Raw genomic sequence first — 14,040 nt, forward strand, 5'->3', positions numbered from 1 at the left:
GAATGGCAGAGAGAGTACAGCAGGTAAAGGGGCCGGGCGCAAGACCTCCAAGAGGGGTGAAACCGCAGGTCAAGAATCCGATGAAGATCTTTACCAGAATTATGAAATATGTATTAAAGGATTATACCGTACATTGCATCGCTGTTGTTATTGCGATTTTTGTCAACGTCCTGGCAAACGTACAGGGAACGATGTTTATGAAAACGCTGATTGACGGCTATATCACGCCGATGCTGACCCAGCCGGATCCGGATTTTGGCCCGCTGCTCCACGCAATTTTGCGGGTGGCCGGATTTTACGGAATCGGTATTGTGGCTGCGTTCGTTCAGAATCGTACCATGATCTATGTATCCCAGGGAACCCTGCGGAATCTGAGAAATGATCTGTTCGGCAATATGGAAAAGCTGCCAATCAAATATTTTGATACGCATGCGCACGGCGATATTATGTCGATTTACACAAATGATATTGATACCCTGCGTCAGATGATCAGTCAGAGTATCCCACAGATCATCAACAGCGCAATCACGATTGTCAGTGTCTTTGTCAGTATGCTGATTCTGAATATCCCGCTGACGATTACAACGCTGGTTATGGTATCGATTATGCTGGGCGTGACAAAAAAGGTGGCCGGTTTCTCCGGAAATTTCTTTGTAAAACAGCAGAGGGATCTTGGTAAAGTCAATGGCTTTATCGAAGAGATGATGGATGGCCAGAAGGTTGTCAAGGTATTCTGTCATGAAGAGGAGAATATCGAAAAGTTCAAAGAAATTAATAACAATCTGTATGAGAGTGCTTATAATGCCAATGCGTTTGCAAATGTGATCGGACCGATCAATGCACAGCTTGGAAATATGAGCTATGTTGTCTGTGCGATTGTCGGCGGTGCACTTGCCCTTGGCAGTGTCGGTGGCTTTACGCTCGGTGGTCTGGCAAGCTTTCTGACCTTCAACAAGAGTTTTAACATGCCGATCAACCAGGTCAGCCAGCAGCTGAACGCAATCGTTATGGCACTTGCAGGAGCGGAACGTATTTTCCGCCTGATGGATGAAGAGCCGGAGCTGGACGAAGGGTATGTAGCGCTTGTCAATGCGAAGGAAGAAAATGGAAAACTTACCGAGACGAAAGAGCGTACCGGAAAATGGGCATGGAAACATACGCATCAGGCAGACGGTTCCGTGGATTACCGTGAACTGCAGGGCCGTGTGGTATTCGAACACGTTGATTTTGGATACAACCCGGATAAAATCGTTCTGCACGATGTATCACTGTTTGCAGAGCCGGGTCAGAAGATCGCATTTGTCGGTTCTACCGGAGCCGGAAAGACAACCATTACCAATCTGATCAACCGCTTCTATGACATTCAGAAAGGTAAGATCCGTTACGATGAAATCAACATTGGAAAGATCAAAAAAGATGACCTGAGAAGATCACTTGGCATTGTTCTGCAGGATACACATCTGTTTACCGGAACGGTAAGAGAAAATATTGCTTTCGGAAAGCTTGATGCAACGGAGAATGAGGTTGTAGCAGCGGCAAAACTGGCAAATGCGCACGGATTCATTATGCGTCTGCCGCAGGGCTATGACACGATGCTGACCGGAGATGGTGCAAATCTGTCCCAGGGTCAGAGACAGCTTCTTGCGATTGCGCGTGCAGCCATTGCGGATCCGCCGGTACTGATTCTTGATGAGGCAACAAGCTCCATTGATACCCGTACCGAGCGCATCGTTCAGGATGGTATGGATAAGCTGATGAGCGGAAGAACAACCTTTGTTATCGCACATCGTCTGTCTACCGTACGGAACGCCGATTGTATCATGGTTCTTGAGCAGGGACGCATTATTGAGCGCGGTACCCACGATCAGCTGATGGAGCAGAAAGGAAAGTATTACCAGCTGTATACCGGAAATCAGGTTTCGGCTTAACAGAAAAAGAGATATGGAAGATCCCGCACGGCAGATTTTTGTTTTCTGCTGTGCGGGATCTTCTGTTGGTTTTCTGGACTGACTTTCCGGCAGCTTTTGGGACTTGAAAAAGGCGGCTGGATTTTATAGAATAGAAGAGGTTTTTGAAATCATACAAAGGAGAAAAGTTATGGAATACTTAGATACAGCGCAGGAACTGCTTGACTTTATCATGCGGTGCAAAAGCCCGTTTCATGTGGTAAAAGAGGCCAGTGATCTGCTGAACGAAAATGGTTATGAAAAACTGGAGGAGACGAAAGAGTGGAGTCTCGTTCCGGGCGGAAAATATTATGTGACGAGAAATGAATCCTCGGTGATTGCATTCCAGATCCCGGAGGGCGCATTTTCCAGCTATCAGATCATCGCCAGCCACAGCGACTGCCCGACCTTTAAAGTAAAGGGAGAGGATCCGTTTGTGACGGACGGCCATTACACCCGCCTGAACGTGGAGGGCTACGGCGGCATGATCCGCGCTCCGTGGTTTGACCGTCCGCTTTCCCTGGCAGGCCGTATGGTGGTCCGCGATGGAAACGGCGTAAAATCCGTTCTGGTCGATGCCGGACGCGATCTGGTGACGATCCCGAACCTGCCGATCCATCTGAACCGCGACATCAACAACGGAATCAAATACAGCGTACAGACCGACATGCTTCCGATCCTCGGCGATGAGACCGCAAAAGACCATTTCTATGAGCTGTTTCTGCCGGATACGGCAAAAGAGGACATCCTCTCGATGGAACTCTATCTGTACAACCGCGTGGAGGGCTCTATCTGGGGCGCCAGCAAAGAATTTCTGTCCAGCGGCCGTCTCGACGACCTGCAGAGCGCATTCGGTTCCTTAAAAGGATTCCTTGCCGCAAAAGCGACAGGTCAGGTTAATGTCTGCGCAATCTTTGACAACGAGGAAGTCGGAAGCCTTACCAAACAGGGCGCAGATTCGTCGTTCCTGACTGAGACCCTGCAGCACATCAACGCAGCGTGCGGAAAAGACACGATCGCTTACCACAGAGATCTTGCGGGAAGCTTTATGGTTTCTGCCGATAATGCACATGCGTTCCATCCGGCGCATGCGGAGAAATACGATCCGAAGAGCCGCGTCTACATGAACGGCGGCGTTGTCATCAAACAGAGTGCAAACCAGAAATACACAACCGATGCTGTTTCGGAAGCTGTAACAAAGATGATTTGCGAGAAGGCCGGCGTACCGTGCCAGGTATTCGCAAACCACGCCGACATTCCGGGCGGAAGCACGCTCGGCGCAATTCTGAACTCTCTTGTCTCGGTGACAAGCGTGGATATCGGAATGGCCCAGCTTGCGATGCATTCCCCGTATGAGACGGCAGGCGCCAAAGATACTGCTTATCTGGTGCAGTTCGCAAAGACCTTCTATGAGACGACACTGGTGCGGACAGAGCATGGATTTTCTATGGAAGAAAAATAAAAGTTTAAGATAGAAAAAAGCGGCCGGCGGGACTTTTGAAAAGCCTCTGCCGGCCGCTTTTTGCGTACTTGCAAAGTGTGGTTTTAAGGATCGGATTATTCTGTCCGGAGTGCCGTAACCGGATCGCTTTTTGCCGCTTTCTTCGACGGAATCAGACCGCCGATCAGGGTCAGAACGACGCTGAGTGCAATCAGAACAAGCGCCGGGACGAGCGGAAGAGAAGCACTGACCTTCGTCGTATCCGCCAGATGGTGGATCAGAAGATTGCCCGGAATCATCAGAAGCAGCGAGAGCCCGATGCCGATCAGTCCTGCACAGAGTCCGATGATGAAGGTTTCGGCATTGAATACCTGCGAAATATTGCGCTTCGAAGCACCGATCGCGCGCAGGATACCGATCTCTTTCTTTCGCTCGAGGACACTGATATAGGTGATAACACCGATCATAATCGAGGAAACCACAAGGGAAATGCCGACAAAAGCGATCAGCACGTAGCTGATGATGTTGACGATATCCGTGACGGAGGACATCAGAGTGCCGACCACATCGGTGTACGAGATTACCTGCTCGTTTTTACCTTCTTTTTCCATCGTGTCATTGTAGCCGTCGAGGATGGAGACAACGTGTTCCTTGCTCTCAAAGTTTTTCGGGTAAATGCTGATCGAAGAAGGTTCGTCAAAATCAGCGCAGCCCAGTTTCTGCAGATTGCCCTCATAGGTGGAAGAGCCGGAAGAACTAAGAGAAGCGAAGAGCTCCTTCATATCATCCTCAGTCATATTCATCTGGAAGGCACTTGCAAAGGCATCGGTGTCAATCCTCATGGCATCGCCCATCGAATCCTGCAGAGAATTACCGACCTGCGTCATGGCGCGCTCCATTTCGGACTGAATTGCAGAGGCCATCTGCGTCATCATCTGTTCCATTGCGGAAGTGATCTGTGTCTGCAGAACCGAGGCGACAGAAGCGGAGTAGCTTCCCATAACGCCTGCCATGTAGTTTGTGAGCGCAGAAGAAACCTGTGACTGCAGTCCGTCGAGATCGACGATTTTTGTGATACCGCTGTTCAGCCGCTGCTGGCCGTCCGCCGTGTTCAGATAGGCGATAAAGTGCTGGCCCATTTCCGTCGGATCCGGCAGGCCGTTTTCTTTCACATAGGCAAGATAGCCGTTCGAAAGCTCCGTCGCAAGCGCAGTGAGCTGTTCGGATGTAATTTCGATATTGCCGTTGTTCTGCATCACCTCGGAAATCCAGTCGTTGATGATCTGAACAGCTTCTTCGGTCTGCAGATACTCCGCAAGATAAGCATCAAACTGTTCCGGATCGGTGTAGCCCATCTTGATCAGGTATGCCTGATACCCTTTGAAGATCCGCTGAATGAGTTCCTGGATCTGTTCCTGTGTAATGGAAACACCGCCGCCGTCTGCAATGATGGTCTGGATGTGGCGCCGCAGGATTTCCTGTGCTTCCGTGGAATTGATGTAGGAGACGAAATCCTCCTGTAAATGGGAATAATCCGCCTCCGGGTGCTCCGAGGCGTAGCTCTGATAGCCCTCCATGAGGCTGGAAGCCAGTTCCTGCATGCCGTCTTCACTGACATTGAGAGTAAGTCCGGATAAAATCTGGCCAAGATCAAGCTGCGGCAGTCCGTCGAAATTAAGAGAGATCTGACTGAGGTCAATCGCACCCGCGAGATCCATGCTGCTTCCGGCGTCCGCAAAGGCACTGGAAAAATCAAGGTTCATGGAATCACCGGAAAAAGCACCGGAGAGTGCGGAATCGTCGAACTGGAAAGCGTTCTGCAGCTTGTCCTCATCGACAGTGATAAAGGAATCCATATCAAGACCGCTGTTCTGATCCACGGTGCCGAATTCCTGATTCGTAAAGACATCGATGGAGGAGTCCGCCATCTGCTGTTTCACAATCTCGGATTTCTTTGCTTCCTCCACAACGTGGCGGGTCAGCGATGCCGGGTAATTGATGCCGGCGGTCAGGGCAGAGGCGGCAGAGTCAGGGGACGGCTGGACAATACCGGTGATTGTGAGCTTTTCGCCGTTGGCAACGAGCTTTTTCATATAGTCTTCGTTGTCGCTTTTATCTTTCCAGACCTGATACTGACTGTCGTATTCGTAGCAGTCGGCGCTGTTCACAAGACGGAACGTGGTGCCGAGGATATCATCGTAGGAATACGTGCCGATGGAGGAAGGGGTCTCGACGGTTTCTTCATTTAAAAACTGGCGGACCATCTCATCCAGCTCGAGTGCATCGCGGAGCCCCAGGGTGTAGAGCAGAAAATCACTCATTCCGCCGTCGGAAGTGAGGACAAGCACACATTCGTTATAGTTTTCCGGCCAGTGTCCGGCTTTTAAGTCGTACTGGTTCTCGTACAGGGAAGCGGTGTCCGGCATCTCGTAAAAGACGTTGGTGCTCATCATGGATGACATGATGCTGTTGGAGCTTGCGCCAAGGCCGAGCGGGCGGAACGACTGGTCCGGGTGCACCTGGCGGATGGAATCGCCGTCTTCGCGGTAGATCTGCGGTGTGACGGAGTAGGAATATTCGATGGCATTTGTGTAGTCGGAAATGCCGTCCGCACCGCCGTCAAGGTACTTTTTCAGGGAAGCGAGATCGTTGGAGTTCATGGTGGAGAACATGTTGGTCACGACTTCCTGAATTTTGATTTCATTCTTTTTGCCGGAATCTTTTGAATCTTTGCCGGCATTCTGTGAGCCGACCATCATCGAAGTGAGGTCAAAGCCGGTGCTCTGGATCTGAAGCGGATATTCGGAGAGAGTTTCCTCTTCCATATTCTGAATATACTCGTTGACACCAGAGGAGAGTGCCAGAATCAGTGCAATGCCGATGATGCCGATCGAGCCGGCAAACGAGGTGAGCAAGGTCCGCGCTTTCTTGGTGCGCAGGTTATTAAAACTTAAGGAGAGCGCCGTCAGAAAGGACATCGACGATTTGCCCATATTTTTGTGTTTGGGAGGAAGCAGGGTTTCGGAATCCGGCTCAAACGGATTTGTGTCGGAGCAGATCACACCGTCACGCAAAGTGACGATGCGGTTGGCGTAAAGCTCGGCGAGCTCCGGATTGTGTGTGACCATGACGACAAGGCGTTCTTTGGCAACTTCCTGCAGCAGGTCCATGACCTGAATACTGGTGTCGGAATCGAGCGCGCCGGTCGGTTCATCGGCAAGCAGAATTTCCGGGTCATTGACAAGAGCGCGGGCGATGGCGACACGCTGCATCTGACCGCCGGACATCTGGCTCGGCCGCTTGTGGAGCTGTTTTCCAAGACCGACCTTTTCAAGTGCCGCGATTGCTTTTTTGCGCCGCACCTCTTTGGAAACACCGGAAATGGTAAGCGCCAGCTCTACGTTTGCAAGGACGGTCTGGTGCGGGATCAGGTTGTAGCTCTGGAAGACAAAGCCGATCGTGTGGTTCCGGTAGGAATCCCAGTCGCGGTCTTTATATTTTTTCGTGGAAATGCCGTTGATGATCAGATCGCCGCTGTCGTAGCGGTCGAGGCCGCCGATGATATTCAGAAGCGTCGTCTTTCCGGAACCGCTCGGCCCTAAAATAGCGACAAACTCGTTGTCACGCAAATTTAAGGACACATCGTCGAGCGCTTTCTGTACCAGCGTCCCGGTCCGGTATTCTTTTTTGATATGCTGAATCTGTAGCATGAAAGGGTAACTCCTTCTGTGGTTAATATGTGAACAGTTGTCCTTTATTCTACAACGAAATACGGGAAAAGTCCCGGGCTTTAGAAAAATTTAAGAAAAGTTTATCGACAGAAAAAAAGTTCCGTCTCTGTTTCAGAAAAACAAAAAACGGAACTTTCTTTATCTGTGATACTTATGATGCCGGAAAAGTCAGACTTCCATCAGAAGACCTTTCATATAAGCCTTTAAGATTTTCTTTTTCTCCAGCGAAAGATTATTGTAAAGCGTAATGATTTCCTGCTGTCCTTCGGTAAGCTGCAGGGCATCCGGCTCGTCGAGAAAGAAATCAGCAAGTGTGATGCCGAAAGCGTCGCAGAGCTTCTGCAGGGTAGGGATGGTTGGAATATTGGTGCGGTTTACCATATTATTTAAGGTAGAATAGGGAATGTCCGCCTCTTTTGCAAGACGGTAGTAAGTCCAGGAACGCTCTTTGCATAAATCCTGAATGTGCTGTATCACATCTTTATCTCTCATAAAAAGATACCTCGTATTCCTATGTAATGTAGCGGCATGAAAAATGCTACTCACATATATTATACGTCTGTAAAAGAATAGAAACAGATCTTAAAGAGAGATGCAGAAAAGCTGTACAAATAAGAAATAACGGGAATTTGAGAGAAAAAGAGAGAAAAACCCGGCAGGAAAATAAGGTCTCCCGCCGGGTTCTGCAATCGTTTCAAAGTCTGTGCTTCTTACTCTTCGGTGGAATTTTCTTCCATCTCGTTGAACTGCTCGGTATCCATCAGCTCGTCGAATGCGTCTGCTGCAATTTCGTACTCTTCATCGGAATCGATGTTGTCGAGGTTCGGCTGGCCGTTCTCTTCGTAGTAACGATACAGATAAACTTCGCCGTCTTCGTTCTCGCCGTTTTCATCGAGCGGCAGAAGAGCGATGTACTCTTTCTGGTTCGGAGCCGGGAAAATGGTCAGTACGGCACATTTTACTTCGGTATCGTCGTCCAGTGTCAGTGTAACAGTCGGCTGATCCAGATCCTGGCAGTCGCTGCCGCAGCTTGTGCAGTCTCCGCTGCAGGATGCGCTGTTGAATAATTCTTCACTCATTTGTATTACCTTCCTTTTTCGTGTTCAAGTCTTATCAGGTTCTTGTCTGCCATTCTAACAGATAATAGAAAAAAACACAATGGCTGTGCCGGGAAAGAAGAAAAAATGCGGCTGATACAGGAAAATACGGAAAAGATACAATAAATAAGAAAGAAAAAATGAAAATTTAGTCGTATTTTCTCTTGACTGTTTTCAGGTACAGTCTTATACTATCACTATTGAATCTAAATATACAGGCAGCTGAACAAACTTATCCTCAACTGCCGGGGAGGCAAAAAATGGATATCAGATTTGAAAAAAGAGAGCATTTACAGGAAAAACCGGATCAGAAAAACCTTGGATTCGGAAAACACTTTACAGACTATATGTTTGTCATGGACTGGGATAAAGAGCAGGGATGGCATGACGCAGCAATCGTACCGTACGGCGGAATCCCGATGGATCCGGCAACCATGGTACTTCACTATGCACAGGAAACTTTCGAGGGTATGAAAGCATACAGAACAGCAGAAGGAAAAATCCAGCTGTTCCGTCCGGAAATGAACGCACGTCGTATGATCAAATCCAACGAAAGACTCTGCATGCCGGGTGTACCGGAGGAGATGTTTGTAGAGGCTGTCAAAGCACTGGTTAAAGCACAGGAAGACTGGGTACCGTCTGAGCCAGGTACATCTCTTTACATCCGTCCGTTCATGTTCGCTACTGAGGCAAGCCTTGGCGTACATATGGCAAAATCCTACAAATTCGTTATCATCACCACTCCGGTTGGAGCATACTATGCAGAGGGCATCAACCCGGTTAAGATCCTGGTTGAGGATGAATATGTCCGTGCAGTCAAAGGCGGCACAGGCTTCACAAAATGCGGCGGTAACTATGCAAGCTCCATCGCAGGCCAGGTAAAAGCAGAGAAGATGGGATGCACCCAGGTTCTGTGGCTGGACGGCGTACATCGTAAATATGTAGAGGAAGTTGGAACCATGAACATCATGTTCAAGATCGCCGGCGAAATCTACACCGCACCGCTGGAAGGAACCGTACTTCCGGGCGTAACCCGTGATTCCCTGATCCACATCCTGCGTGACTGGGGCTACAAAGTAAACGAGACCCACCTGTCCATCGACGACCTGATGAAAGCAGGCCATGACGGCACACTGGAAGAGGCATTTGGTACCGGTACAGCAGCTGTTGTATCTCCAGTCGGCGAGTTCGTATACAAAGACGATTCCGTTATCGTCAACGATTTCAAGATCGGTGAGCTGACCCAGAAACTGTACGATACCCTGACCGGTATCCAGTGGGGCAAACTGGAAGACAAATACGGCTGGACAACTCCAGTAGAATAATTTTTATCAAACAGAAAAAAGCAGATAAGGGGTCCTTCCCGCACAGCGGTGCGGGGAGGATTCTTTCGTTTCAGAAAAAGATTGGGAAACGATTGGAAAGGAAACAAAACAGAATGGATCAGAATCGAATGCCTCTTGTGGAGGCACTGGAGAAGTTCAGAAAAGAGAATCCGGCCTATTTCCGCATCCCGGGACACCGGTTTGAGCGGGGACTGGACGAGGCGTTAAACGGAGCATCGCTTGCAGCGTATGACCTCTCGGAGGCAGAAGGTCTTGATGATCTGCATCATGCGGAGGGCGTGATCGCGGAGGCGCAGCGTCTGGCAGCAGAAACGTGGAAGGCGGAAAAGACATTCTTTCTTGTCAATGGTACGACATGCGGCAACGAGGCGATGGTACTTTCCACGGTGAAAGAGGGCGAAAAAATCATTGTTCCGCGGAATGTGCACAAGTCAGTACTGATGGGCTTGATTTTAAGCGGAGCCACACCGGTTTATGTGATGCCGGAGTACAGCACAAAATGGCAGATGTGGGGCGGCGTGACACCGGAAACCATCGAAAAAGCATTTGAGAAAACGCCGGATGCGAAAGCCGTGCTTCTCGTGAGCCCGACGTATTACGGACTCTGCAGCGATCTAAAGGCGATTGCCAAGATCTGCCACCGTTACAATGCATCACTCCTTGTGGATGAGGCGCATGGTTCCCATCTCTACTTTTCCGAACAGCTTCCGTCCGGCGCACTGGAAAGCGGTGCGGATGCCTGCGCGCAGAGTATCCACAAAACGGCGGGTTCCTTTACGCAGAGCTCCTTCTTATCCCTCGGTTCTGACCGTCTCGATGAGGCAAGAGTGGCCGCCAATCTGCAGATGGTACAGAGCACCTCGCCGTCCTACCTTCTGATGGCATCGCTGGATGCGGCGCGGCGCGGGATGGCGCTGCACGGCCGGGAGCGGATGGAACGCGCGCTGGCACTGAGTCAGAGGGCGCGACAGGAGCTTGCAAAGATCAAAGGAATCGAAGTTCTTGGAACTGAGATGGAAGAAACGTGCGGCGTATGGAAGATTGACCTGACCCGTCTTGTATTCTCGGCAAGAGAACTTGGTATTTCCGGCTACGATCTGCAGGTGCGTCTGTACGAGGAATACCGCGTCAGCACAGAGCTTGCCGATGAGGAGAACGTGGTCTGCGTCATTACCTGGGCGAACAGCGAGGAAGATATCACACGGCTGATCGATGCGCTCCGGGGAATTTCGGCGGCAGAGAACGAAAAAACGATGGGGCGGACGAAGTTTGAGGAAAAGCAGTGGCTGTTCCGCAGTCTGCCGGAGATGGTAAAGACGCCGCGTGAAGCATATTTTGCGGAGAAGGAAGCCGTTCCGTTTGCAGAAGCAGAAGGACGAATTGCAGCCGAGATGGCAGCCCCATATCCGCCGGGAATCCCGCTCATCTGCCCGGGCGAGCGGTACAGCAGAGAAATTCTGGAACTGATGCGTCAGTATAAAGCAGACGGCTGTGAATTTCACGGGCCGTCGGATGCGTCGCTGGAAGTGCTGTATGTTCTGAAAGAGAAATAAAAGAAAAATAAAAGAAAACAGAAGTCGGTTCCCTGCATTTTGCAACAGAAACCGCAGAGAACAGACTGTCAGGAAAAGGAGATGAATTGCGTATGAAAAAAATGATATCCTGGAATGTAAATGGCCTGAGAGCCTGCATGAAAAAAGGCTTTCTGGAATATTTTGAGGCGGCAGATGCCGATATTTTCTGCCTGCAGGAAACGAAGCTTCAGGAAGGACAGATTGACCTTGATCTGCCCGGCTATCACCAGTACTGGAATTACGCGGAAAAGAAAGGATATTCTGGCACAGCACTGTTTACGAAGGAAGAACCGCTTTCCGTCCGCTATGGTATTGGAATCGAGGAACACGACACAGAAGGCCGCGTGATTACGGCAGAATTTCCGGAATACTTTGTTGTAACCGTCTATACACCGAATTCGCAGGAGGAATTAAAACGCCTTGCCTACCGGATGGAGTGGGAGGATGCGTTTCTTTCCTACTTAAAAGGACTGGAGCAGGAAAAACCGGTGATTTTCTGTGGGGACCTGAACGTCGCAGCGACCGAGATGGATATCAAAAATGCAAAGGCAAATGAGAAAAACGCCGGCTTTACAAAAGAGGAGCGCGAAAAATTTGCCGTAATCAAAGAAAAAGGCTTTATCGATTCTTTCCGTATGCTGTACCCGGATACCGTGACGTATTCCTGGTGGTCGTACCGCTTCCAGGCACGCCAGCGGAATGCAGGATGGCGGCTTGACTACTTTATGGTATCGGAGTCCTTAAAAGATGCAGTTGCAGATGCCAAAATCCACACCGAAATCCTTGGTTCTGACCACTGCCCGGTGGAATTAGATCTGAGTAAAGAATAATTGGTATCATTGCTCAATTGACAATTTTATTTAAATGATTTACATTAATAGTATGACAATTGCAACAAATTATAAAAAATAAGGGCGGGAATTATGATACAGACAAAAAACAGAGGAAAATATCGAATTTTACCGGGAAATCCGGAGAAAATGGGCGCATCGGCGACGAAAGACGGGTACAATTTTGCCGTAGAAGTACCAGATGGGAAAAAAGCGGAGCTTCTGCTGTACCGGAAGGGACACCAGAAACCGTTTCTTACCGTGCCGCTTCCAGAGGAAGAGCGTACCGGCGTGATCAGCGCCGTCACAGTCACAGGCCTGACCGCAGGAAAGTTTTCCTATGCCTACCGGATGGACGAAACTTTCTGCCTGGATCCGTATGCCGGAGCAGTAGAAGGAAGAGAAACCTTCGGTGCACCGATGGAAAAAGAAGAGGGCGCCTGCCGCTGCCTCCTCCCGGAGTACCCGGCAATGCGCACCGCCTCACTGCATCGGCCGTATGAGGAGACGATTCTGTATAAGCTCCATGTGCGCGGCTTTACCAAAGACGGAAGTTCCCGTGTAAAGAGCAAGGGAACGTTCCGCGGCGTGATCGAAAAAATTCCATACTTAAAAGAACTCGGCATCAATGCAGTAGAGCTGATGCCGTCCTACGAGTTTTTCGAGTGGATCTCCCTTACGGAGCCGGCCTATGTATATCCGGCGCCAGCGGAAGAGAAGCGCGTGAATTTCTGGGGATACGGCACAAAAGCCCTGTATTTTGCCCCGAAAGCTTCGTATGCTGCATCCGCAGATGCTGTCGCAGAATTCGCAGAGATGGTCGATGCCCTGCATGAAAACGGTATCGAATGCCTGATGGAATTCTGTTTTGCCCCGGGAACGCCAGCTGGTTTTGCACTGAAAGTTCTGCACCACTGGCAGCTCCGCTATCAGATCGACGGATTCCATCTGGTCGGCGATGCATCGCTGGCAGAAGAAGCATCCAAAGATGCACTCCTTCGGAAGACCAAACTGATTTTCCTGGGTTTTGACGGCGCACAGATCTATCAGGGAAAACGCCCGTGGTTCCGGAATTTAGGGGAACACAACCAGGGATACCAGTACCACATCCGCCGTTTCTTAAAAGGTGACGAGGGCAGCCTTTCCGACTTCACCTATTATCTGAGAAGAAGCCCGGAGACACACGGTGTGATCAATTATCTTGCGGATCACGACGGTTTTACCCTGTATGACAGCGTTTCCTATGAACAGAAACACAACCTGGAAAACGGTGAAGACAACATGGACGGTTCCAACGAAAACCTGACCTGGAACTGCGGCGCAGAAGGTGCAACCCGGAAACCGGCTGTGCGCGCACTGCGTCTCCGCCAGCTGAAAAATGCAGTCCTCATGCTGATGACAAGCCAGGGAACGCCGATGATTTACGGCGGCGACGAGTTCGGCAACAGCCAGAAGGGCAACAACAACGCCTGGTGCCAGGACAACAAAACCGGCTGGATTGACTGGAAAGCAGCCGCCCGGAATCCAGAATTTGCCGCCTTTGTAAAAGCAGCCATCGCCTTCCGGAAAGCCCACCCGGCGCTGCACGGCGAACGCGAGCCGCGCCTCATCGACTACAAATCCTACGGCTGCCCGGATATGTCCTTCCACAGCCAGAGAGCCTGGTTCTCCCAGATGGAAAATACGTGCCGTTTCATCGGCGTCATGTACTGCGGAAGCTATTTCCAGGACAAAGACGGAAACAAGGACGACGACCTCTACATCGCCTACAACATGCACTGGAATCCGCATGAGCTGGCACTGCCGTCCCTCCCGGAGCAGAAAGTCTGGTACCTGACGGCCGACACCAATACACCGGAAGTATTCCTTACAGAAGAAAATCAGAAAAAAGTCAGCGCCAAAACGATCATCGTGCCGCCGCGCAGTATCATAATTTTAACATCAGTAGACAAGAAGTCCCCCGCTTCTAAAGCGGTGGGATGAATTGTTAAAAGAAACATAACGGCAGTGGCGGGCGGAGAGAAATCGGTATCCTCCACTGGCATGAGGCAAGTCACAGTCGAACTATTTTCGAC

Annotated in this window: 9 protein-coding genes; 6 read left to right on the forward strand and 3 right to left on the reverse strand. The window is 50.2% G+C overall.

Features of this window, described 5'->3' with window-relative positions; all coding sequences use genetic code 11:
• Positions 1-2 precede the first annotated feature (2 nt).
• Together ACY2VT_RS11560 and ACY2VT_RS11565 are read left to right on the forward strand one after the other, a co-directional pair.
• Entirely contained in the window at positions 3-1,928 is a 1,926-nt protein-coding gene (locus tag ACY2VT_RS11560) for an ABC transporter ATP-binding protein (RefSeq protein ID WP_461879994.1), read from the forward strand.
• 169 nt (positions 1,929-2,097) lie between these two features.
• The gene (locus ACY2VT_RS11565; protein WP_461879995.1) at positions 2,098-3,408 is read left to right on the forward strand and encodes a M18 family aminopeptidase; all 1,311 of its coding nucleotides are present in this window, start codon (positions 2,098-2,100) and stop codon (positions 3,406-3,408) included.
• 95 nt (positions 3,409-3,503) lie between these two features.
• Here the strand turns inward: ACY2VT_RS11565 and ACY2VT_RS11570 are convergent, their stop codons facing one another.
• The 3 genes from ACY2VT_RS11570 to ACY2VT_RS11580 form a co-directional block, all read right to left on the reverse strand.
• On the reverse strand, positions 3,504-7,097 hold the full coding sequence (locus ACY2VT_RS11570) for an ABC transporter ATP-binding protein/permease (RefSeq protein WP_461879996.1): 3,594 nt from the start codon (positions 7,095-7,097) through the stop codon (positions 3,504-3,506).
• Between the two features lie 189 nt (positions 7,098-7,286).
• A complete protein-coding gene (locus tag ACY2VT_RS11575; RefSeq protein WP_055218165.1) occupies positions 7,287-7,610 on the reverse strand; it encodes a helix-turn-helix domain-containing protein in 324 nt (107 codons plus the stop codon).
• A 218-nt stretch (positions 7,611-7,828) separates the two neighbouring features.
• Positions 7,829-8,197 (reverse strand): DUF1292 domain-containing protein, encoded by a 369-nt coding sequence (locus tag ACY2VT_RS11580; RefSeq protein ID WP_022461482.1) that lies wholly within the window; start codon positions 8,195-8,197, stop codon positions 7,829-7,831.
• A gap of 278 nt (positions 8,198-8,475) precedes the next feature.
• Here ACY2VT_RS11580 and ACY2VT_RS11585 point away from each other — a divergent pair, with 278 nt between their 5' ends.
• The 4 genes from ACY2VT_RS11585 (at position 8,476) to ACY2VT_RS11600 (ending at position 13,948) form a co-directional block, all read left to right on the forward strand.
• A complete protein-coding gene (locus ACY2VT_RS11585; protein ID WP_022461483.1) occupies positions 8,476-9,540 on the forward strand; it encodes a branched-chain amino acid aminotransferase in 1,065 nt (354 codons plus the stop codon).
• Between the two features lie 113 nt (positions 9,541-9,653).
• On the forward strand, positions 9,654-11,114 hold the full coding sequence (locus ACY2VT_RS11590; protein WP_461879997.1) for an aminotransferase class I/II-fold pyridoxal phosphate-dependent enzyme: 1,461 nt from the start codon (positions 9,654-9,656) through the stop codon (positions 11,112-11,114).
• A gap of 92 nt (positions 11,115-11,206) precedes the next feature.
• Positions 11,207-11,965, forward strand: a complete 759-nt coding sequence (locus ACY2VT_RS11595; protein WP_461879998.1) for an exodeoxyribonuclease III — start codon at positions 11,207-11,209, stop codon at positions 11,963-11,965.
• Between the two features lie 93 nt (positions 11,966-12,058).
• Positions 12,059-13,948: a Type II secretory pathway, pullulanase PulA and related glycosidase gene (locus ACY2VT_RS11600; protein ID WP_461879999.1), complete on the forward strand. Its 1,890-nt coding sequence runs from the start codon at positions 12,059-12,061 to the stop codon at positions 13,946-13,948.
• Positions 13,949-14,040 lie beyond the last annotated feature (92 nt).

It is taken from the genome of Fusicatenibacter sp. (assembly GCF_050872605.1).
Taxonomy (GTDB): Bacteria; Bacillota; Clostridia; order Lachnospirales; family Lachnospiraceae; genus Fusicatenibacter.